General features: G+C 69.5%; 20 protein-coding genes and 3 tRNA genes. 10 read left to right on the forward strand and 13 right to left on the reverse strand.

Features of this window, described 5'->3' with window-relative positions:
* Nucleotides 1–9 precede the first annotated feature (9 nt).
* The 5 genes from ACFY0K_RS31705 to ACFY0K_RS31725 form a co-directional block, all read right to left on the reverse strand.
* The gene (locus ACFY0K_RS31705) at nt 10–771 is read right to left on the reverse strand and encodes an ABC transporter permease (protein WP_390642679.1); all 762 of its coding nucleotides are present in this window, start codon (nt 769–771) and stop codon (nt 10–12) included.
* A complete protein-coding gene (locus ACFY0K_RS31710; RefSeq protein WP_390642680.1) occupies nt 768–1,691 on the reverse strand; it encodes an ABC transporter ATP-binding protein in 924 nt (307 codons plus the stop codon). Before ACFY0K_RS31710 ends, ACFY0K_RS31705 begins: the two co-directional genes overlap by 4 nt.
* A gap of 144 nt (nt 1,692–1,835) precedes the next feature.
* A tRNA-Gly gene (locus ACFY0K_RS31715) sits at nt 1,836–1,911 on the reverse strand.
* 80 nt (nt 1,912–1,991) lie between these two features.
* Nucleotides 1,992–2,063: transfer RNA gene (locus ACFY0K_RS31720), tRNA-Gly, on the reverse strand.
* 136 nt (nt 2,064–2,199) lie between these two features.
* Nucleotides 2,200–2,517, reverse strand: a complete 318-nt coding sequence (locus tag ACFY0K_RS31725) for an Lsr2 family protein (RefSeq protein ID WP_189262718.1) — start codon at nt 2,515–2,517, stop codon at nt 2,200–2,202.
* Nucleotides 2,518–2,901: 384 nt separating this feature from the next.
* Here ACFY0K_RS31725 and purS point away from each other — a divergent pair, with 384 nt between their 5' ends.
* Genes purS through purL form a run of 3 tightly spaced genes read left to right on the forward strand, consistent with a single transcriptional unit; the run spans nt 2,902 to nt 6,097 of the window.
* A complete protein-coding gene (gene purS, locus ACFY0K_RS31730) occupies nt 2,902–3,165 on the forward strand; it encodes a phosphoribosylformylglycinamidine synthase subunit PurS (protein ID WP_351706465.1) in 264 nt (87 codons plus the stop codon).
* On the forward strand, nt 3,162–3,842 hold the full coding sequence (gene purQ / locus ACFY0K_RS31735; protein WP_390642681.1) for a phosphoribosylformylglycinamidine synthase subunit PurQ: 681 nt from the start codon (nt 3,162–3,164) through the stop codon (nt 3,840–3,842). The genes purS and purQ overlap by 4 nt, the downstream gene beginning before the upstream one ends.
* On the forward strand, nt 3,839–6,097 hold the full coding sequence (gene purL / locus ACFY0K_RS31740; protein ID WP_352361874.1) for a phosphoribosylformylglycinamidine synthase subunit PurL: 2,259 nt from the start codon (nt 3,839–3,841) through the stop codon (nt 6,095–6,097). Before purQ ends, purL begins: the two co-directional genes overlap by 4 nt.
* 60 nt (nt 6,098–6,157) lie before the next feature.
* Here the strand turns inward: purL and ACFY0K_RS31745 are convergent, their stop codons facing one another.
* Nucleotides 6,158–6,742 (reverse strand): Uma2 family endonuclease, encoded by a 585-nt coding sequence (locus tag ACFY0K_RS31745; RefSeq protein ID WP_390642736.1) that lies wholly within the window; start codon nt 6,740–6,742, stop codon nt 6,158–6,160.
* A gap of 155 nt (nt 6,743–6,897) precedes the next feature.
* On the opposite strand from ACFY0K_RS31745, the gene ACFY0K_RS31750 reads away from it, so the two are divergent.
* Entirely contained in the window at nt 6,898–7,410 is a 513-nt protein-coding gene (locus tag ACFY0K_RS31750) for a GNAT family N-acetyltransferase (protein WP_390642682.1), read from the forward strand.
* Between the two features lie 23 nt (nt 7,411–7,433).
* Here ACFY0K_RS31750 and ACFY0K_RS31755 read toward each other — a convergent pair whose 3' ends face one another.
* Both ACFY0K_RS31755 and ACFY0K_RS31760 read right to left on the reverse strand, forming a co-directional pair.
* Nucleotides 7,434–7,898, reverse strand: a complete 465-nt coding sequence (locus ACFY0K_RS31755) for a Clp protease N-terminal domain-containing protein (RefSeq protein WP_390642683.1) — start codon at nt 7,896–7,898, stop codon at nt 7,434–7,436.
* A 7-nt stretch (nt 7,899–7,905) separates the two neighbouring features.
* Entirely contained in the window at nt 7,906–8,109 is a 204-nt protein-coding gene (locus ACFY0K_RS31760) for a helix-turn-helix domain-containing protein (protein ID WP_093501116.1), read from the reverse strand.
* A 92-nt stretch (nt 8,110–8,201) separates the two neighbouring features.
* Here ACFY0K_RS31760 and ACFY0K_RS31765 point away from each other — a divergent pair, with 92 nt between their 5' ends.
* From ACFY0K_RS31765 to purM, 4 genes are all read left to right on the forward strand, one after another.
* Entirely contained in the window at nt 8,202–8,999 is a 798-nt protein-coding gene (locus ACFY0K_RS31765; protein WP_390642684.1) for a sterol carrier family protein, read from the forward strand.
* A 168-nt stretch (nt 9,000–9,167) separates the two neighbouring features.
* Nucleotides 9,168–9,497 (forward strand): META domain-containing protein, encoded by a 330-nt coding sequence (locus ACFY0K_RS31770; RefSeq protein ID WP_390642685.1) that lies wholly within the window; start codon nt 9,168–9,170, stop codon nt 9,495–9,497.
* Nucleotides 9,498–9,728: 231 nt separating this feature from the next.
* A complete protein-coding gene (gene purF, locus ACFY0K_RS31775) occupies nt 9,729–11,258 on the forward strand; it encodes an amidophosphoribosyltransferase (RefSeq protein ID WP_390642686.1) in 1,530 nt (509 codons plus the stop codon).
* A 34-nt stretch (nt 11,259–11,292) separates the two neighbouring features.
* Entirely contained in the window at nt 11,293–12,363 is a 1,071-nt protein-coding gene (gene purM / locus ACFY0K_RS31780) for a phosphoribosylformylglycinamidine cyclo-ligase (protein ID WP_390642687.1), read from the forward strand.
* 123 nt (nt 12,364–12,486) lie between these two features.
* Here purM and ACFY0K_RS31785 read toward each other — a convergent pair whose 3' ends face one another.
* Both ACFY0K_RS31785 and ACFY0K_RS31790 read right to left on the reverse strand, forming a co-directional pair.
* A complete protein-coding gene (locus ACFY0K_RS31785) occupies nt 12,487–12,750 on the reverse strand; it encodes a DUF3073 domain-containing protein (RefSeq protein ID WP_046733692.1) in 264 nt (87 codons plus the stop codon).
* A gap of 300 nt (nt 12,751–13,050) precedes the next feature.
* The gene (locus ACFY0K_RS31790) at nt 13,051–14,142 is read right to left on the reverse strand and encodes a Leu/Phe/Val dehydrogenase (RefSeq protein ID WP_390642688.1); all 1,092 of its coding nucleotides are present in this window, start codon (nt 14,140–14,142) and stop codon (nt 13,051–13,053) included.
* Between the two features lie 265 nt (nt 14,143–14,407).
* Between ACFY0K_RS31790 and ACFY0K_RS31795 the strand changes: the two genes are divergently transcribed.
* A complete protein-coding gene (locus ACFY0K_RS31795; protein ID WP_390642689.1) occupies nt 14,408–15,250 on the forward strand; it encodes a hypothetical protein in 843 nt (280 codons plus the stop codon).
* Between the two features lie 679 nt (nt 15,251–15,929).
* Nucleotides 15,930–16,136 (forward strand): developmental transcriptional regulator BldC, encoded by a 207-nt coding sequence (gene bldC / locus ACFY0K_RS31800; RefSeq protein WP_003949541.1) that lies wholly within the window; start codon nt 15,930–15,932, stop codon nt 16,134–16,136.
* A gap of 501 nt (nt 16,137–16,637) precedes the next feature.
* Here the strand turns inward: bldC and ACFY0K_RS31805 are convergent.
* From ACFY0K_RS31805 to hrpA, 3 genes are all read right to left on the reverse strand, one after another.
* Nucleotides 16,638–16,829, reverse strand: coding sequence for a DUF6274 family protein (locus tag ACFY0K_RS31805; RefSeq protein ID WP_390642690.1), 192 nt, complete (start codon nt 16,827–16,829; stop codon nt 16,638–16,640).
* A 483-nt stretch (nt 16,830–17,312) separates the two neighbouring features.
* A tRNA-Asp gene (locus ACFY0K_RS31810) sits at nt 17,313–17,387 on the reverse strand.
* Between the two features lie 94 nt (nt 17,388–17,481).
* Nucleotides 17,482–21,426 carry an ATP-dependent RNA helicase HrpA gene (gene hrpA / locus ACFY0K_RS31815; protein ID WP_390642691.1) on the reverse strand — a complete coding sequence of 1,315 codons (3,945 nt, stop codon included), beginning with the start codon at nt 21,424–21,426 and terminating at the stop codon, nt 17,482–17,484.
* Nucleotides 21,427–21,553: the final 127 nt, after the last annotated feature.

Below are 21,553 nucleotides of genomic sequence, written 5' to 3' on the forward strand. Positions count from 1 at the left end.
TCGTTCCCCTCAGCGCCGGGGTTCCCAGCGGAACCACCGGCGTACAGCAAACACCGCGACCACGGTCCAGGCCAGGGCGGTGGCGACCGCGCGCAGTGCCTCGTAGGCGCTCAGTTCCCCGGTCCAGCCCGCGCGGACCAGGCGGACCGCCGGGGAGAGCGGGAGGAGTTCACAGACCGCGGCGAGCCGGTGCGGCAGGACGTCCGCGGGGACGGCGATGCCCGAACCCATCATGGACACGAGGACCAGGGGCGCCGCGGTGATCTGGGCGCTCTCGGTGGTCCGGGTGACGGCCGTGGTGAGCGCGGCGAGCACGGCGCTGAGCAGCAGGCCGAGGACGACCCCGAGCAGCGTGAGGTACGGCGCCCTGGGCGCGCCCGCGTCGAGCAGCACCGTGCAGCCGGCGGCCAGCAGCAGCGCCTGGGCCAGGCCGAGACAGAGGACGGGCAGGGCGGTGCCGGTCAGGATCTCCGCGTCGGACAGCTCGCCGGTGCGCAGCCGCTTGAGGACGAGTTCCTCGCGGCGGGCGACGAACGCGCCGACCAGCGAGCTGTAGACGGCGAACAGGAACGAGAAGCCGATCGCGGCGGTCAGCGTCAGGGTGCCGAGGCCGATCCCCTTGAGGCCCGCCTGGTCGATCGCGGGCCGCACGCTGACCGGCAGCACGAGCGGCATGAGCAGCGCGGTGAACACCGCGCTGCGGTTGCGGCCGAAGAGGAGCAGCTCGGCGCGGGAGAGGGCGCGCAGCCGCGCCGTGACCACCGAGTTCATGCGGCAGCCTCCTTCGCGATCCCCAGGAACGCCTCCTCCAGCGAGGCGGACCGCACTTCCAGCCTGTGCAGCTCGACCCCGGCCCGCTCGGCCCACCCCAGCACCCCGGTGGCGGTCCGCTGCACCTCCCGGGTGCGCAGCCGTACGACCCCGCCCTCGACCTCGTGCTCGATCACGCCCATCGCGGCGAGCGGCGGCAGGTCGCCCACGAAGTACCCCGTGGGCAGTTCGAAGGACATCCGCGCGGGCCGGCCCGCGGTCACCTCGCCCGGTGTCCCGGCGGCCGCGATGCGTCCCTCGTGCAGGATCGCGAGCCGGTCGGCGAGGTCCTCGGCCTCCTCCAGGTAGTGCGTGGTGAGCAGGACGGCCGTTCCGTCGTCGCGCAGTGTGCGCACCAACTCCCAGGTGTCCCGGCGTCCTTCGGCGTCCAGTCCGGTGGTCGGCTCGTCCAGGAACAGCACCTCCGGCCTGCCGAGCAGCGCGAGGGCCAGGTCGAGGCGGCGCCGCTCGCCGCCGGAGAGCTGCTTGACCCGGACGGCCGCCCGGCCGCTGAGCCCGACCAGGCCGAGCGCCTCGGCCGGGGGCCGGGCTCCCGTCGTACAGCCGGCCCACATCCGTACCGTCTCGCCGACGGTCAGCTCGGAGGGGAAGCCGCCCTCCTGGAGCATCACGCCGGTGCGCGGGCGTACGGCGGCCCGCTCCCGGTGCGGGTCGTGGCCGAGCACCCGTACCCGGCCGCCGTCGGGCGGTGCGAGTCCTTCCAGCAGTTCGACCGTCGATGTCTTTCCGGCGCCGTTGGTGCCGAGCAGCGCGAAGATCTCCCCGCGGGCCACGGAGAAGGTGATTCCACGGACCGCCTCGAACCCGCCCCCGTAGACACGCCGGAGATCTGTGACCTCAATCACGTGTTCGTAGTTCATGCCTCCAGCGTCCCCGCGGCCGGAGCCGGCGAGCAGTGCGCGGTGTCATCACTCGCCATGACAAATGTCAGAGGGCGTCCCGGCGACCCGGAGGCGGGCGCACGAAAAAACCCCAGTCATATGACTGGGGTTTCCTCTATGAGCTGGAGCGGACGACGAGGCTCGAACTCGCGACCTCAACCTTGGCAAGGTTGCGCTCTACCAACTGAGCTACGTCCGCACTGCTCCCGACCGGCTCCCACCGATCGGTGCGAGCACCAGCCTACCTGATCCACAAGCTGCTCAGGACCGGCGGTGCAGAGCGGGTGACAGGAATTGCACACTGCGCCTTCCCCCTGGAAGGGGGATGTTCTGCTACTGAACTACACCCGCATGTACTCCGTGGGCTTCGGCTTTTCGGCCGGGCCCGTCGGCGTGCTCCAGACATTAGCTGATCAGCAGGGGGGTAGCGCAAGTCGGCTGCCCCCAGGGGCGGCTGACGCACCCTGAGGGCAGTCTGCCGCGCCTGTCACTGGGCGGCGCTGAACGCTTCGTACACCTTCTTCGGGATGCGGCCGCGGGCCGGGACATCCATCTTGTTCGCCTGCGCCCAGGCACGGACGGCCGCCGGGTCGGGGGCGACCTCCGTCTGCTTGTACGCCTTGCCCGACTTCGACCGCTTGCGGCCGGCCACCACGTAAGGCTCCAGGGCCTTGCGCAGTTTCTTGGCGTTGGCTTGATTCAGATCGATCTCGTACGACTTGCCGTCGAGTCCGAAGGCGATCGTTTCCGCCGCTTCCGAGCCGTCGATGTCGTCAAAGAGAGTGACCACGACCTTCTGCGCCACGAATATTCGGTCCCTTCGTGTGGCACGTCTATACAGCTCATCGACAGCTCATCGGCGATGACCGCGACGGCGGAAGATGACGTGCCGAGTATCGGCTATTGCCAATTCATTTGTACAGTGCCTGGCAATACAAAGTGAAGCCCGACTAAATCTGTCCGCGTGTCCCCAGCGCAATAGATGTCGTGGACGAACCCGGGGAACTTTCCCAGAACTTTTCGTGAGGATCGGCCGCTGTCACCCGATCGTGATGCGGCTCACGTAGTTTCCTACAACTCTACCCGCGTAGAAATTTTGTGCGGGTAGTCTGAAGGCACCGGTCGGAGACCACCGACGGGTATCACGGGTAACTGCTCAGCAGTCAGCACCACAACACCGGGAGTGCCAGTGGCACGCGTCGTAGTCGACGTCATGCTCAAGCCGGAGATCCTCGACCCCCAGGGCCAGGCGGTCCAGCGTGCGCTGCCGCGCCTGGGTTTCGAAGGCATCTCCGACGTACGTCAGGGAAAGCGATTCGAACTGGAAGTTGACGGGCCGGTCGACGAGGCCGCGCTCGCCCGCATCCACGATCTTGCGGAATCCTTCCTCGCCAACACCGTGATCGAGGACTTCACGGTTCACGTCGACGAAGTCGCGGAGGCGGCGAAGTGACCGCTCGTATTGGCGTCGTCACTTTCCCCGGAAGCCTCGACGACCGTGACACCCAGCGCGCGATCCGGCTCGCGGGCGCGGAACCGGTCGCCCTCTGGCACAAGGACAAGGACCTCCACCAGGTCGACGCGGTGGTCCTTCCCGGTGGTTTCTCCTACGGCGACTATCTGCGGGCCGGCGCCATCTCCCGCTTCTCGCCGGTGATGGAGACCGTCATCGAGCAGGCGAAGGCCGGCCTGCCGGTCCTCGGTATCTGCAACGGCTTCCAGGTCCTCACCGAGGCCCACCTGCTCCCCGGCGCGATGCTCGGCAACAACCACCTGCACTTCATCTGCCGCGACCAGAAGCTGCGCGTGGAGAACACCTCCAGCGCCTGGACGACGGACTACCACGCGGGGCAGGAGATCCACATCCCGCTGAAGAACATGGACGGCCGGTACGTCGCCGACGAGTACACGCTCGACAAGCTGGAGGCCGAGGGCCGGGTCGCCTTCCGGTACCTGGACTTCAATCCCAACGGCTCGCTCCGCGACATCGCCGGCATCACCAACGAGGCCGGGAACGTCGTCGGCCTCATGCCGCACCCCGAGCACGCCGTCGAGCCGCTGATCGGCACCGGCCGCACGGACGGCCTCCCCTTCTTCACCTCGATCCTCAAGAAGCTGGTCAACGCATGAGCCGGACGCCTCTGGACACGGTCGAGCACGCGGCCGCGACCCCCGACGTCGAGCTGCCCTGGGCCGAACTCGGCCTGAAGAAGGACGAGTACGAGCGGGTGGTGGAGATCCTCGGCCGCCGCCCGACCGGCGCCGAGCTCGCCATGTACTCGGTCATGTGGTCCGAGCACTGCTCGTACAAGTCCTCCAAGGTCCACCTCCGCCAGTTCGGCGAGAAGGCGCCCCAGTCGGACGCCCTGCTCGTCGGCATCGGCGAGAACGCGGGCGTGGTGGACGTCGGCCAGGGCTACGCGGTCACCTTCAAGGTCGAGTCGCACAACCACCCCTCCTACGTCGAGCCCTACCAGGGCGCGGCCACGGGCGTCGGCGGCATCGTCCGCGACATCATCGCCATGGGCGCGCGCCCGGTGGCCGTGGTCGACCCGCTGCGCTTCGGTGCCGCCGACCACCCCGACACCAAGCGCGTGCTGCCCGGCGTCGTGGCCGGCATCGGCGGCTACGGCAACTGCCTGGGCCTGCCCAACATCGGCGGCGAGGTCGTCTTCGACGCCTGCTACCAGGGCAACCCGCTGGTCAACGCCGGTGCCATCGGCGTCATGCGGCACGAGGACATCCACCTCGCCAAGGCCTCCGGCGCCGGCAACCAGGTCATCCTGTACGGCGCCCGCACCGGCGGCGACGGCATCGGCGGTGCCTCGATCCTGGCCTCGGAGACCTTCGACGACGCCAAGCCCTCCAAGCGCCCCGCCGTCCAGGTCGGCGACCCCTTCCAGGAGAAGCTCCTCATCGAGTGCACCCTGGAGGCCTTCCGGGAGAAGCTGGTCGTCGGCATCCAGGACCTCGGCGCGGCCGGTCTGTCCTGCGCCACCTCCGAGCTGGCCTCGAACGGCTCCGGCGGCATGACCGTCACCCTGGACGACGTCCCGCTGCGCGACTCGACCCTCTCGCCCGAGGAAATCCTCATGAGCGAGTCGCAGGAACGCATGTGCGCGGTGGTCGAGCCGGCCAAGGTCGCCCGCTTCCTGGAGATCTGCGAGAAGTGGGACGTCATCGCCACCGTCATCGGTGAGGTGACCGACGGCGACCGTCTGGAGATCTTCTGGCACGGCGAGAAGATCGTCGACGTCGACCCGCGCACGGTCGCCCACGACGGCCCGGTCTACGAGCGCCCCTACGCCCGCCCGTCCTGGCAGGACGCCCTCCAGGCGGACGACGCGAACCAGCTGCCGCGCCCGGCCGACAGCGAGGAACTCCGCGCGCAGGTCCTTCAGCTGGTGGGCTCCCCCAACCAGGCCTCCAAGAAGTGGATCACCTCGCAGTACGACCACTTCGTGCAGGGCAACACGGTGCTGGCCCAGCCCGAGGACTCGGGCATGATCCGCATCGACGAGGCCACCGGCCTCGGCGTCGCCATCGCCACCGACGGCAACGGCCGCTACGCCAAGCTCGACCCCTACACGGGCGCCCAGCTGGCCCTGGCCGAGGCCTACCGCAACGTGGCGACGACCGGCGCCAAGCCCCTCGCGGTCTCGGACTGCCTGAACTTCGGCTCGCCCGAGGACCCGGCGGTGATGTGGCAGTTCGCGGAGGCCATCCGTGGCCTCGCCGACGGCTGCCTGCAGCTGGGCACCCCGGTGACCGGCGGCAACGTCTCGCTCTACAACCAGACGGGCGAGGCGGCCATCCACCCGACGCCGGTGGTCGCCGTCCTCGGCGTGATCGACGACGTGGCCCGCCGCACCCCGGTCGCCTTCCAGGAGGAGGGTCAGCTGCTCTACCTCCTCGGCGACACCCGCGAGGAGTTCGGCGGCTCGGCCTGGTCCCAGGTCGTCCACGACCACCTGGGCGGCCTGCCGCCGAAGGTCGACCTGGAGCGCGAGCGCCTGCTCGCCGAGATCCTGATCTCCGCCTCCCGCGACGGCATGATCGACTCCGCGCACGACCTGTCCGACGGCGGTCTGATCCAGGCGGTCGTGGAGTCCGCGCTCCTCGGCGGCAAGGGCGCGCGCCTCGTCGTCCCGGACGGCCTCGACGCCTTCACCTTCCTCCTCTCCGAGTCGGCCGGCCGCGCCCTCGTGGCCGTCCCGCGCTCCGAGGAGGTCCGCTTCAACGACATGTGCGGCGCCCGCGGCCTCCCGGTCACCCGCATCGGCGTCGTGGACGGCGACTCGGTGGAGATCCAGGGCGAGTTCAGCCTCACCCTGTCCGAACTGCGCGAGGCGCACGAGGGCACGATCGAGGCGCTGCTCGCGTAACCGGCCGCAGAACGGACGAAGGCCCCGCCCGGATGCGCTTCCGGGCGGGGCCTTCTCGGCTCACCGGACGTAGTTCTTGAGGATCTCCGTGTCGAGCTCGATGCGCATCGGATCGGGGAGTACCACCTTCTCGCCGAACTTCGAGGTCTGGACGGTGCGGTACCCGCCGACCTGCCGGTCCGGGCCGCTGTGCACCGTGACCGTGCAGGAGTCCCGGTCGATCAGGAGGTACAGCGGGATCCCGGCCTGACCGTACGCGGTCGGCTTTTCATGCCGGTCCCGTCGGTCCGTTTCCGAGTCGTACGAGGTGATCTCGACGACCATGAGCGCCCCATCCGGGTCGGCCCACTCGCCGTATCCCGCGAAGTGGGCCTCCGGCGCGAGTACTGCGTCCGGCCTCGCCCTACCTTCTCGACAGGCCTCCACCCGGAGCCCTCGGCCGTAGTACAGGTCCAGGTCGGGCCTGGTCTGCATACAGCGCCGGGCCAGCCAAGACACGATGGTGTCGTGGTCCCCGTCCGTCACCTTCTTGACTCCGATCCGTCCGTCGATGAACTCCAACGTGACGGTCTCGGGAGCAGTGGAGGCAATCGTTTCGAACTCTTCCACCGACATCTGAGACGTGCGCTCGGCCATAACCGTCAGGTTGCACCCCCTTCCAGGCGAAGACCAGTGTTGCCAGGCTCCGGCGGTGCGGGGCGGGTTCCGCCGCGGATCACACCCACGGGTGATCGTTGCCGGCTGTCGCAGCCGACTCCCGGCACCTTTCGGGTTCGAGCCGGACACCGCATCCTTCTGGCATGTACTTGCGTGACGTCACCCCGGACGACGTGGACGCGTATGTCCGCATGCGCTGTGACCCCGTGATGATGAAGGACCTCGGCGGTCCGTTGCCCAGGGACGGGATGAGGGACAAGGTGCGCCGGGACGCGGCGGAGGCGGCGGCCGGTACCTCCTGGATCAAGATGATAGTTCCTGATCCCGGCACCCCCGAGGTCGTCGCGGGGAACGTGTGCATCTGGGCGCACGACGAAGGAGGGGAGCCGGTCTCGGAGATCGGGTGGATGGTGCTGCCCGAGTTCCAGGGGCGCGGGCTCGGCAGGCTCGCCACCCGCACCCTCCTCGAACAGGCCCGGTACGAGGACCGCTGGGGCGACATCCATGCCTTCCCGGCGACTGCCAACGGCCCCTCGAACGGCATCTGCCGATCCCTCGGCTTCCGCCTCCTCGGCGAGATCGACGTTGACTTCGCCGACCGGGTCATCCACAGCAACCACTGGGTGATCACCCCGGCCTCCGACCTCGTCCCCTGACCGCCCTGCCGGAGCCCGACGGCTCAATGGCCCGGCTGCCTCAGGCGGGTGCGGACGGCGGTGCGGTCGATGTCGAGTTCGGTGAGGAGCGTCGCCACCGGATCCGGGTGTTCGCAGTCGAGCAGCGCCAGTAGCAGGTGTTCCGGGGTGATGCGGCGGCTGTGCGCCTTTTTCGTCTCGGCGAGGGCGCGGGGGAGGACGGCGCGGGCGCCCGAGGTGAAGGGGGTTCGTTTGCGGGACGCGGGGATCGGCGACCGGTCGATGCCGTGGACGTCGATGCCGACCACGGCCAGCGCCGAGCGGTCCAGGGTGTCGAGGGCGGCGCGGGCGGTCTCCAGGTCGGTGCCGAGGGCGCGGGCCGCGCCGGGGTCGTGGAGCACCCCCAGCAGGAGGTGCTCGGTGCCGATGCGGCGGTCGCCGCGCAGGGTGGTCTCCTCGAGCGCCGACGTGACGGTCGCCCGGGCCTCTGCCGCGAACTGTTCGAACATGGTCGTCTCACTTCCCGTACTTGGCGTGGACGGACTGCCGGGACACCCCGAGGGCGTCCCCGATCTGCTCCCAGGACCAGCCCTGTTCGCGGGCGCGCACGACCGCCGCCGCCTCGACCTGTTCGGCCAGCCGGTGCAGGGCCCCCACGGCCCGCAGTCCCACCGCGGGGTCGTGCGACCTGAGGCGTTCCGAGAGCTCTTGTGTCTCCATGTCTGTCAGTCTGGGTTGACGGCCAGAGGTTGTCAACCCAGACTGACAATTCCCGACCTCGTCTGTCGGACCGAGGCAATACGCTCACCGCCATGCCTCCCGCCAAGAAGCGCCCCAGGACGTACGACCCCGCCAAGACCCGAGCGGCGGTTCTCGCCCAGTTCTCGAACGTGCGGGACGCCGTCCGCACCCTCGCCCCCGACCAACTCGCGCTCCCCACCCGGCTGGAGGGGTGGACCGTACGGGACCTCGTCGCCCACATCGGCATGGCGCTCACTGCCGTCCACCGGGCCCTTGACCAGCCCGAGCCGGCGAAGGCGGACGCGGTGCTGCTCGACTGGCCGTCCGGGACCTCCGGCAACGCCGCCGCGATCGACGACTTCACCCGGCGCCTCGCCGCCGCCCATCCCGACCTCGACGCCTACCTCGCCGACATCGACGACAGCTTCCGCGGCCTGCTCGACACGCATCCCGGCACCCGGCTGCTCGCCACCAGCGCCGGCGCGCTCTCCCTCGACGACTACCTCGTCACCCGGGCCGTCGAGCTGGTCGTCCACACCGACGACCTCGGCTCGGCGGTCCCGGGACTCGACATCCCCTACGACCGGCAGGCCCTGGCCACCTGCACCCGGCTGCTCGCCGACGCGCTCGCCGTCAAGGCGCCCGGCGGGTCGACCGAGGTGCGGGTGCCGCCGTACGCCGTGGTGCAGTGCGTCGAGGGGCCCCGGCACACCCGGGGGACCCCGCCGAACGTCGTCGAGACCGACCCGCTGACCTGGATCCGGCTGGCCACCGGACGGCTGGGCTGGACGGAGGCACTGGCGTCCGCCAGGGTCAGCGCCAGCGGGGAGCGGGCGGACCTCGGGGCGTACCTGCCCGTCCTGGGGTGAGGGAACCGATCACCCGGGGCGCGCCGTCGAAACGGTATGTACGGGTACGGGTTGAAACAGCGCATGCGCCGTATGACCCTGGCGAGGGCAGTGGCCGCCGCTCTCCTCGCTCTGCTCGCGGTGGCCTGTGGCGGCGGGAGAGGCGGAACCGTGGGGACTGTGCCGGCCGTGACCGGGATCGACTGGACCGTGGACAGCGTGACCGTCGACGGCACCACCCTCCGCGCCCCGGCGCGCGCCCACGTGAAGATCGAGGACGACCGGGCGGCCGGCAGCTTCGGGTGCAACCAGTTCAGCGGCACCGCGCAGATCACCGGCGACCAGTTCCGGCTGAGCCACGTCCGCACCACCCGGATGGCCTGCGACAACGCGCGGATGACCTTCGAGCGCACCCTCTCCCGCACGCTCACCTCCGGACCGCTGACCATGACGGTTGAGGGCGGGAAGCTCACCCTCACCGCGAGCGGCGGCGACCGCGTCCAGCTGTCCAGCGCATGACACCCGGCGGCCGCGCGGCCCCCGAATGATGTGCGACACCTCACTCAGAGATACGGTGTGAGGGGGTTGCGCGAGCACCGCTCCGACCGAACCGGCGCCACCTGGAGAAAGCTCCCACCGCGCTGACCTGCGGAAATGGAGAAAGCCACAACCGCGTCCGTGATCGTAGATCCATTACGGCCGGGTATCCCCAATTCGGACCAGTGGTCGATCTCGCCTACACTCGGTGCCGTGCCACGTGGTGACGGTCTCCTCAATCACGATCTGCTCCCCGGTGAGAAGGGCCCCCAGGACGCTTGCGGCGTCTTCGGTGTCTGGGCTCCCGGTGAAGAGGTCGCCAAGCTCACGTACTTCGGGCTGTACGCCCTCCAGCATCGGGGCCAGGAGTCCGCGGGTATCGCGGTCAGCAACGGCTCCCAGATCCTCGTCTTCAAGGACATGGGCCTCGTCTCCCAGGTCTTCGACGAGACCTCGCTCGGTTCGCTCCAGGGTCACATCGCGGTCGGTCACGCCCGCTACTCGACCACCGGTGCCTCCGTGTGGGAGAACGCCCAGCCGACGTTCCGCGCCACCGCGCACGGCTCGATCGCGCTCGGCCACAACGGCAACCTCGTCAACACGGCGCAGCTCGCCGAGATGGTCGCCGAACTCCCCAAGGACCACAACGGCCGGTCCACCCGGGTCGCGGCCACCAACGACACCGACCTGCTCACCGCCCTCCTCGCGGCCCAGACCGACGACGACGGCAAGCCGCTGACCATCGAGGAGGCCGCGCACGCGGTCCTGCCGAAGGTCCGTGGCGCCTTCTCCCTCGTCTTCATGGACGAGCACACCCTCTACGCCGCCCGCGACCCGCAGGGCATCCGCCCGCTGGTCCTCGGCCGTCTGGAGCGTGGCTGGGTCGTCGCCTCGGAGTCCGCCGCGCTCGACATCTGCGGCGCCAGCTTCGTCCGCGAGATCGAGCCGGGCGAGTTCGTCGCCATCGACGAGAACGGCCTGCGCACCTCTCGATTCGCGGAAGCGAAGCCCAAGGGCTGTGTCTTCGAGTACGTGTACCTGGCCCGCCCCGACACCGACATCGCCGGGCGGAACGTGTACCTCTCCCGCGTGGAGATGGGCCGCAAGCTCGCCGAGGAAGCCCCGGTCGACGCCGACATGGTGATAGCGACCCCGGAGTCCGGCACCCCGGCCGCCATCGGCTACGCGGAGGCCTCCGGCATCCCCTTCGGCAACGGTCTGGTCAAGAACGCCTACGTCGGCCGGACCTTCATCCAGCCCTCGCAGACCATCCGGCAGCTCGGTATCCGCCTCAAGCTGAACCCGCTCAAGGAAGTCATCAAGGGCAAGCGCCTGGTCGTCGTCGACGACTCGATCGTCCGCGGCAACACCCAGCGGGCCCTGGTGCGGATGCTGCGGGAGGCGGGCGCGGCCGAGGTCCACATCCGGATCTCCTCGCCGCCGGTCAAGTGGCCGTGCTTCTTCGGGATCGACTTCGCCACCCGCGCCGAGCTCATCGCCAACGGCATGACGATCGAGGAGATCGGCACCTCGCTCGGCGCCGACTCCCTGGCGTACATCTCCATCGACGGCATGATCGAGGCGACCACCATCGCCAAGCCGAACCTGTGCCGCGCCTGCTTCGACGGCGAGTACCCGATGGAGCTCCCGGACCCCGAACTGCTCGGCAAGCAGCTCCTGGAGACCGAGCTGGCGGCGGGTCCCGCAGCCACGGCCGCGGCCGACGCGATCCGTCGCCCGTAAGCCTCGTAGAAACCAACCCGAAAGATCCCAGGCAATGTCTGAGAACTCTGTTCCCGGTGCTTCCTACGCGGCTGCCGGCGTCGACATCGACGCGGGCGACCGCGCCGTGGAGCTGATGAAGGAGTGGGTGAAGAAGACGCAGCGCCCCGAGGTCCTCGGCGGCCTCGGCGGCTTCGCCGGCCTCTTCGACGCCTCCGCCCTGAAGAACTACGAGCGTCCGCTGCTGGCCTCCGCGACGGACGGCGTGGGCACCAAGGTCGACATCGCGCGTCAGCTCGGCGTGTACGACACCATCGGCCACGACCTGGTCGCCATGGTCATGGACGACATCGTGGTGTGCGGCGCCGAGCCGCTGTTCATGACCGACTACATCTGCGTCGGCAAGGTGCACCCGGAGCGGGTCGCCGCCATCGTCAAGGGCATCGCCGAGGGCTGTGTACTGGCGGGCTGCGCCCTCGTGGGCGGCGAGACGGCCGAGCACCCGGGCCTCCTCGGCGCGGACGACTTCGACGTGGCCGGAGCCGGTACGGGCGTGGTGGAGGCCGACCGGCTGCTCGGCGCGGATCGTATCCGTACGGGTGACGCGGTGATCGCCATGGCGTCCTCCGGGCTTCACTCGAACGGGTACTCCCTGGTCCGGCACGTACTGCTGAACCAGGCCGGTCTCGCGCTCGACGCGCACCTCGAGGACCTGGGACGCACCCTCGGCGAGGAACTCCTGGAGCCGACCAAGATCTACTCGCTGGACTGCCTGGCCCTGATGCGGACGGCGGAGGTCCACGCCTTCAGCCACGTCACCGGCGGCGGACTCGCGGCAAACCTGGCCCGGGTGATCCCGGACCACCTGCACGCGACCGTGGACCGCGCCACCTGGACCCCGGGCCCGATCTTCGACCTGGTCGGCCGCACCGGCAACGTCGAGCGGCTCGAACTGGAGAAGACGCTCAACATGGGCGTCGGCATGATCGCGATCGTCCCGCAGGAATCGGTGGACGTGGCGCTGACCACACTGGCCGACCGCGGGGTGGACGCATGGGTGGCCGGCGAGATCACCGAGCGCGGCGAACACACCACGGGTGCGGAACTGGTGGGCGACTACGCATAAGCCCAGCCCCTCCGGCGTTTGAGGAGCGGGGTCCGGGGCGGAGCCCCGCGAGCCCAGCACAAAACCCGGTCCGGCGTTGAAACCCCGGACCGGGCAAGTGAAGCGGCTAAGCAGCCGCAGGCGTCAAGCACCGCGACGATGCTGGGAGTGCGGACCGGACTGGTCGTCCTCGTCCTCGTCCTCATCGTCGTCGTTGTAGAGATCCGCGTACTGGGCGTACGGGTCGTCATCCTCGTCGTCGTCCTCGAACGGCTCGCCATTCGGCGGCTGGCTCGAAGTCGATGCGCCCAGCTCGCTGGCCAGACGTGACAGGTCAGTCCCACCGCTGTTGTACTTCAGCTGGCGGGCGACCTTCGTCTGCTTGGCCTTGGCCCGGCCGCGCCCCATGGCTCGACCCCCTCGGTGACGGGGCTCGACGGCCCCAGAGTCTGACACGCGTTCATGATCCGGAACGGGCTCTCCTCGGAGAGACCGGTCCGTAGGGCTTCCACGGTACCTGAGCCCGCGCCCATACGGTACGTCGCCCGCACCACGCGCCTGGCTGCACGACCCGCGAGGCGCCCCGTCCCCGCTGGTCAACCACGATTTTAACCACTTCCTGGCGGACGACCCGCCGACGAACGTGAGAGTTCTCTCGAAGTGCCCGTCGGCGGGTACCGGAAATCCGTCCGGAAATCCGGTGTTCGATCAGCGGCCGCCCGCCGTTGCCGCTTCGTGCATCCGCTGTTCGGCGATCCGGTCGGCCGCCGCGGCCGGCGGAATCCCATCCTCCTTCGCACGTGCGAAGATGGCGAGCGTGGTGTCGAAGATCTTCGCCGCCTTCGCCTTGCACCGGTCGAAGTCGAACCCGTGCAGCTCGTCGGCGACCTGGATGACCCCGCCGGCGTTCACCACGTAGTCCGGCGCGTAGAGGATCCCGCGGTCGGCGAGGTCCTTCTCGACGCCCGGGTGGGCGAGCTGGTTGTTGGCCGCGCCGCACACCACCTTGGCGGTCAGCACCGGCACGGACGCGTCGTTCAGGGCGCCCCCGAGCGCGCAGGGGGCGTAGATGTCGAGGCCCTCGACGCGGATCAGGGCGTCGGTGTCGACGGCCACCTGCACCTGCGGGTGGCGGTCGGAGATCCGGCCGACGGCATCCCGGCGCACGTCCGTGACGACCACCCGGGCGCCCTCCTCCAGCAGGTGCTCCACCAGGTGGTGGCCGACCTTGCCGACGCCGGCGATGCCGACGGTGCGGCCGCGCAGCGAGGGGTCGCCCCACAGGTGCTGGGCGCTGGCCCGCATGCCCTGGTAGACGCCGTAGGCGGTGAGCACGGAGGAGTCGCCCGCGCCGCCGTTCTCGGGGGAGCGCCCGGTGGTCCAGCGGCACTCGCGGGCCACCACGTCCATGTCGGCGACGTACGTGCCGACGTCGCAGGCGGTGACGTACCGGCCGCCGAGCGAGGCCACGAACCGCCCGTAGGCGAGCAGCAGCTCCTCGGTCTTGTCGCGGTCCGGGTCCCCGATGATCACGGCCTTGCCGCCGCCGTGGTCGAGCCCGGCCATGGCGTTCTTGTACGACATGCCGCGCGCGAGGTTGAGGGCGTCGGCGACGGCCTCCTCCTCGTTGGCGTACGGGTAGAAGCGGGTGCCGCCGAGGGCGGGGCCCAGTGCGGTGGAGTGGATGGCGATGACGGCCTTGAGGCCGCTCTTGCGGTCCTGACAGAGCACGACCTGCTCGTGCCCGCCCTGGTCCGAGTGGAACAGGGTGTGCAGGACGCCGGTGGAAACGTCGGTCACTGTGGTGACTCCCGGTTTTGTCGCGTGTGTCGCGCGGGGTGGAAGCGGGGGCTCCCGTAAGGGTGGCGGGGGCCTGGCATGAGCGTAGAGCCATTGCCCGTACACCATCCGCGCAGTGTTCAGGATCACTCTCCCGTGCCGTGTATGCACGTATGAGCGTGGGACGATTTGCTGTGGTTTCCGCGGTCGGCCCCGGCCGGCTCCGTCATGGCTCCGCCGTGGGTTCCGCTGGTTTCGAGCCCGGTCCGATGGGGAGGGAGCAGGCGTGCCCAAGGTGTCCTCGGTGGTCGTCCCCTACGCGACGTACCTGCGTGTGTACGAGCCGCTGGCAGCCTTCCCGGCCCGCGAGCGCGACCACTGGACGCGCTACGCCCGCCGTCCGGAGCGCCCCTCCTACCAGGACGAACTCCGGCGCTCCCTGGCCGACTTGCTGCCCACCCCGCCGATCGCGGTGCCGGTGCAGGAGAGCGGCGACGCGTTCGTCCTGGAGGTCGACGGCGTCGTCTGCGTCTGTCCGTGGCGGACCCGGCTGCGTGGCTGGCGGGCTCTGGAGGAGCTCTCCGAGGAGCTGCCGAAGCCGGTCCTGGACGTGATGCTGCCGCCGGTCGTGCGCCGGCAGGCCGCGATGGACTACGAGCGCTGGCTGGCCCGCAACCCCGACTCCCGGCCCTGGATCCGCACGGCGACCTGGCAGGTGCCGCTGAACTGGTTCGTGCTGGTCTCCGACGAGGAGCGCCGGTACGAGAAGGGCACCGCCGATATCCCGCCGATGCTGCGCTACCGCACGCCCATGGTGCAGGCCCGGCGCCGGGTGGCCCGGGCGCTGCGCACGCTCAAGGACACCGTGGAGGAAGGGCCGCTGATCGACGGCCTGGTGGACGTCGGCCGCTGGCTGGAGGAGTTCCATCCGCGCTCGGTGGTCGAACTGGACTACGGCGGCCTCGTGCACACCCTGCCCGCCGGGGACCTGGAGGACGACCATTCGGCGGCCGACGTGGCGGCCGGCATCGAGGCGCTGCGCCAGGGCGACGGGGCGGCGGCCGGGGAGGCGTACGGGCGGCTGGTGGAGCGGTGGCGGACGGTACGGGACCGCCGTTCGGCGAACTGAGGGCCGGTCTGCGTGGCGGTCCTAGGGCTGGTCTGTGTGGCGGTCTGAGGGCCGGTCCGGGAACCGGTCTGAGCGCGGATGCCCAGTGATCCGTACTGAGTGACGGGGCGTCCGATGCGGTTTACCGCCGGATGACACCTGCGTGACGTGTGTGTGGTGAGTGACGTACGTCACGGCCCAGAAGCCATGAAACAACGTACGTTGACGGCACTTCAGTGAACGCACTGGACGTTGGATCCTGATCCGGGCTTTTGCGTCAAGGGTGACGGATAGCACTTACACGGCTCTTGCGCCTCTTGCCACTCCTCGTGCCAAAATAGGACAAGGAGTCCGGGGAGGGCTCCATCCGTCCAAGTGTGGTGCACTGTGGGCGGATTCTCAGCATTACGTGTTTTGGGGGGTCTGGTGCCTCCTGATCGTCCTGTGACTGATCGTCACAGTGGCGTGACTGTCCGCTATGGCATGGTCCATCGGCTTCCGCGGCTGATGCCTACCTGGGAGGGCAATTCCATCGGTTTGGCCGACGCGGCTGGACAGATGGTGTAGTTGTAGTGCCGAGGACAAGCCGTTCGTCCTATAACCGACTCGACTCGCGTCCGCCATTTCGGGCAACGCGGGTCAAGGTGCAGAATTTAGAGGAAAGAACCGAGAAGGTTCGGTTCTCCCGAGGAGGCCGCTCATGACCGCTCGCACCCCTGATGCCGAGCCGCTGCTGACCCCCGCTGAGGTCGCCACGATGTTCCGCGTCGACCCCAAGACGGTCACGCGGTGGGCGAAGGCCGGCAAGCTCACGTCGATCCGCACGCTCGGCGGACACCGCCGCTACCGCGAGGCTGAGGTGCGCGCCCTGCTGGCGGGCATCCCGCAGCAGCGCAGTGAAGCCTGATCCAACTGAATAGCGGGCAAACCGACCGGTCCCCCCACTGGCCGAAGTGCCCCGAACCCTAGCTACAAGCGACGCGGGACCTGCCCCAACAGGGCCCACGCCCAGGCCGACAAGAACTTTCAGGCAAGCGACACAGGGTGCGTCGTAGATCGCGCTGGACTCCGCCGGGTCCAGCGCGATCTTTTTTGTGCGCCCATGGCGTCTTCGGTGACCCTGACCGGCGCCTCTGTGAGCAGCCTTGTCGGAGTCTGGGGATCACTGTCGGATCCGCTGTGCGGGCACCGGAGGGGGCCCGGGGCGAGGTCCGGTACGGGGCTCCCAGGGTGGTGCAATTGCACATATTAAATTGACCAGTTGTAGGAAGGGGGTAAGTACCGCCCTTTCGGAAACTCATGCGGTGACACCCGTCACATACCGCACGGGTTGTTTGTACTGCCCCGGGTGCGCTAGAGGAGTCTCGCGCTCCACCGGCCCTTGGGGGAACGGCGGTTGGGCCCATCGTCACGGGCTGACGGGGGCCTGGTCCTCGGTGGCGCCCTCGGGGGGCTCCGCGGCGTGCGGGGCGGAGTCCATGGCCAGCCGCAGCAACTGGTGGCAGACCGCGCAGTGGCGGGTGAGATGCCGGTACGACGAGGCGGCCGCCAGGTGGGCCCTCAGCAACGCCCGCGTCTCGTGCCGCACCGAAGCCGCCATACGCCACCTCCAGAAGGGCGCCGACAACAACCAAGCCCTCCCTCCTGGTTAACCACCGAATGTGACGCCGTCAAGGGCGCCGACCACCACGCGCCGCGCGTCCAAAGCCGACCACATGCGACCGATCCAGCCCGTTTTCAGGCCGACCACCTCCGATACGGCCCTCTTTCTGCCCGCCTACTTCAGAGGCACCCCCTCTGCCGAGCCGCCCGCGCCCCGACTCGGCCGGCCCTCTCCTCCCGCCGCGACGGCGGTTCCCGGCGGTGCCTGACCCGCCGGCTGTGGCCGGTCCGGCACCGCCGGTCGGCGCCGTTGGGGTGGCCGCCGTGGCGGCGGGAGTGGGGGTGCGGCCGGTGCTTGTCTTTTCGCCGCGATGGCGCTCGGCCGCGACGGCGGTTCCCGGCGGTGCCTGACTCGCGGGGTGTGGTTGTGGGTACGCGAAAGGCCCGCTTCCCTTGGGGGATGCGGGCCTTGGCGGTTGGGCGGTCCTGACGGGATTTGAACCCGCGGCCTCCACCTTGACAGGGTGGCGAGCACTCCAAACTGCTCCACAGGACCAGGTTTCGCGGCACTTTGTCTTGCGCTGTGCTGCGAGAAGGACTGTACAGGAGGGGGTGGGCCCTGGTCGAACTCACCCAGCGTCGCCGGTCGGTTACGGAGCCGCGCTGTCGATCGCCTTCACGATCCGCTTGTCCGAGACCGGGTACGCCGTGCCCAGCGCGTGCGCGAAGTAGCTGACCCGCAGCTCCTCCAGCATCCAGCGGATGTCCAGGACCTGCTGCGGCACCGGCCGGCCCTTCGGGAGCTGCTCCAGGAGCCAGGCGTACTCGTCCTGCATCTCGTGGACCTTCTCCATGCGGGTGGTGTCCCGCTGGACGTTCGTCGGCATCTGCTGCAGGCGCCGGTCGGCGGCGACCAGGTAGCGCATCAGGTCGGGGAGCCGGCGTATCCCGGCCCACGTCACGAAGCCGGGCTTCACGAGGGCGTCCAGCTGCTTGCGGACGTCCGTCAGGTTTGCGAGCAGCGCAGGGCTCCGGACGGCCTTCAGGCGGCGCTCACAGGCCTGCCAGGCGGCAAGCACCTGCTGCACCTGCCCGACCGTACGGACCGTCGTGTCGACGATCTCGGCGCGCACCTTGTCGTACAGCTTCCGGTACGACTCCTCGTCCCACGCCGGCCCCCCGAAGTCGGCGATCAGCTTGTCCGCCGCCGCCATCGCGCAGTCGTCGAACAGGGCCTGGATCGTGCCGTGCGGGTTCGCCGACAGCGCGAGCTTCTGGGCGTTCGTCAGCTTCTCCGACGCGAACTTCGCCGGGTTCACCGGGATGTTGCGGAGGATGAGCCGGCGGGTGCCCTTCCACATCGCCTCGGCCTGCTCCTCCTCGGTGTCGAAGAGGCGGACCGAGACCGTGTCGCCGTCGTCGACGAGCGCGGGGTACGCCTTGACCGGCTGACCGGCCCGACGGGTCTCGAAGACGCGCGTCAGGGTGCCGATCGTCCAGTCGGTGAGGCCCTTGCGCTCCAGGGACTCGCCGCCCTCGCGGGAGGCGGTGGCCGCGGCGGCCTGGGAGAGGGCCTGGCGGGCCTTCGGCTTCAGCCGGAGCTTCAGCGCCTCCAGGTCCTTGTCCTCGGCCAGCTTCCGGCGCCGTTCGTCGACGATCCGGAAGGTGATCTTCAGGTGGTCCGGGACCTTCGTCCAGTCGAAGTCCTCGGCCTCGAAGGGCACGCCGACCATCCGCTTCAGCTCACGCGCCATGGTCGTGGTGAGGGGTTCCTGGAGCGGGACCGCGGTGTCCAGGAACCGCTTCGCGAAGTTCGGCGCGGGCACGTAGTTGCGGCGGATGGGCTTAGGGAGGGTCCGGATCAGCTCCGTGACCACCTCTTCCCTGAGGCCCGGGATCTGCCAGTCGAAGCCCTCGTCCTTGACCTGGTTGAGGACCTGGAGCGGGATGTGGACGGTCACGCCGTCGGCGTCCGCGCCCGGCTCGAACTGGTACGTCACCCGGAACTTCAGCTGCCCCTGCCGCCAGGAGTCCGGGTAGTCGGCCTTGGTGACCGCCTCCGCCGACTCGCGGATCAGCATCTCCCGCTCGAAGTCCAGGAACTCCGGCTGCTCGTGCCGCTTCCGCTTCCACCAGGAGTCGAAGTGGGCGCCGGAGACGACGTGATCGGGCACCCGCTGGTCGTAGAAGTCGAAGAGGGTGTCGTCGTCGACGACGATGTCCCGGCGCCGGGCGCGGTGCTCCAGTTCCTCGACCTCGCTCAGCAGCCTGCGGTTGTCGGCGAAGAACTTGTGATGGGTCCGCCAGTCGCCCTCGACCAGTGCGTTGCGAATGAAAAGCTCGCGGCTGGTCTCCGGGTCGATCCGGCCGTAGTTCACCTTCCGGTCGGCGACGATCGGTACGCCGTACAGCGTGACCTTCTCGAACGCCATCACGGCCGCCTGGTCCTTCTCCCAGTGCGGCTCGCTGTACGTCCGCTTGAGGAGGTGCTCGGCGAGCGGCTCGACCCACTCCGGCTCGATCTTCGCGTTGACCCGGGCCCAGAGGCGCGAGGTCTCGACCAGTTCGGCCGACATCACGAACCGCGGGGTCTTCTTGAAGAGCGCGGAGCCCGGGAAGAGCGCGAACTTCGCGCTGCGCGCCCCCAGGTACTCGTTCTTCGCGCCGTCCTTCACGTCCTTCATGCCGATGTGGGACAGCAGGCCGGCCAGGAGGGAGACGTGCACGCGGTCGCCGGGGGCGTCCTCCTCGTTGAGGTGGATGCCCATCTGCTTGGCGACCGTGCGCAGCTGCGTGTAGATGTCCTGCCACTCGCGGATGCGCAGGAAGTTCAGGTACTCCTGCTTGCACATGCGACGGAAGGAGCTGGAGCCGCGCTCCTTCTGCTGCTCCCTGACGTACTTCCACAGGTTGAGGAAGGCGAGGAAGTCGCTGGTCTCGTCGCGGAAGCGGGCGTGCTGCTGGTCGGCCTGGGTCTGCTTGTCGGCCGGGCGTTCGCGCGGGTCCTGGATGGAGAGCGCGGCGGCGATGACCATGACCTCGCGGACACAGCCGTTCTTGTCGGCCTCCAGGACCATGCGGGCGAGCCGCGGGTCGACCGGCAGCTGGGCGAGCTTGCGGCCGGTGTCGGTGAGCCGTCTGCGCGGGTCCTTCTCGGCCGGGTCGATCGCGCCCAGCTCCTGGAGCAGCTGCACGCCGTCCCGGATGTTGCGGTGGTCCGGCGGGTCGATGAAGGGGAACTTCTCGATGTCGCCGAGCCCGGCCGCGGTCATCTGCAGGATGACGGAGGCGAGGTTCGTACGGAGGATCTCGGCGTCCGTGAACTCCGGGCGGGAGACGAAGTCGTCCTCGCTGTACAGCCGGATGCAGATGCCGTCGGAGGTACGGCCGCAGCGGCCCTTGCGCTGGTTCGCGCTGGCCTGGCTGATCGCCTCGATGGGCAGCCGCTGCACCTTGGTGCGGTGGCTGTAGCGGGAGATCCGGGCGAAGCCGGGGTCGATGACGTACTTGATGCCCGGGACGGTGAGGGAGGTCTCGGCGACGTTGGTCGCCAGAACGATCCTGCGACCGGTGTGCGGCTGGAAGACCCGGTGCTGCTCGGCGTGCGAGAGCCGGGCGTAGAGGGGGAGGACCTCGGTGAACCGGTAGTTCTTCCTGGTGAGCGCGTCGGCGGTGTCCCGGATCTCCCGCTCGCCCGAGAGGAAGACGAGGATGTCGCCCTGCCCCTCGCCCTGGAGCTCCTCCACCGCGTCGCAGATGGCGGTGATCTGGTCCCGGTCGGCGTCCTCCGCGTCCTCCTCGAGCAGCGGCCGGTACCGCACCTCGACCGGGTACGTCCGGCCGCTGACCTCGATGATCGGGGCGTCGCCGAAGTGCCGGGAGAACCGCTCGGGGTCGATCGTGGCGGAGGTGATGACGACCTTGAGGTCGGGCCGGCGCGGCAGCAGCTGGGCGAGGTAGCCCAGCAGGAAGTCGATGTTGAGGGACCGCTCGTGGGCCTCGTCGATGATGATCGTGTCGTAGGCGCGCAGCTCGCGGTCGGTCTGGATCTCGGCGAGCAGGATGCCGTCCGTCATCAGCTTGACGAAGGTGGCGTCGGGGTTCACCTGGTCGGTGAAGCGGACCTTCCAGCCGACGGCCTCCCCGAGCGGCGTCCGCAGCTCCTCCGCGACCCGCTCGGCGACGGTACGGGCGGCGATCCGGCGGGGCTGGGTGTGCCCGATCATGCCGCGCACGCCGCGCCCGAGCTCCATGCAGATCTTGGGGATCTGGGTGGTCTTGCCGGAGCCGGTCTCACCGGCGACGATCACGACCTGGTGATCGCGTATCGCCTCCGCGATCTCGTCCTTCTTCTGGCTGACGGGCAGCTGCTCGGGGTACGTGACGGCGGGCACGACGGCGCGCCGGGCGGCCATCCGTTCCTCGGCCCTGGCCACCTCTGCCTCGATCTCGGCGAGGACGGCGGCCCGGGCCTCCGGCTTACGGATCTTGCGCGCACCTTCCAGCCTGCGCCCGAGCCGGTGCGCGTCGCGCAGTGAGAGCTCGGTCAGGCGGGGGGCGAGGGGGCCGAGGGCGGGGGCGGGATGCGTAGACATACGCGATCCAGGATCTCACCTCATGGAAATTCATGGCGAACGCTTTTGCCTCCGGCGGTTTGGCCGACGGTGCCGGGGGCGGCCCTGGTGGTTCGGGTGCGGGTGGGTGGGGGTTGCTCGCGCAGTT

Source organism: Streptomyces sp. NPDC001507 (assembly GCF_042894765.1).
In the GTDB taxonomy this organism is placed as follows: domain Bacteria; phylum Actinomycetota; class Actinomycetes; order Streptomycetales; family Streptomycetaceae; genus Streptomyces.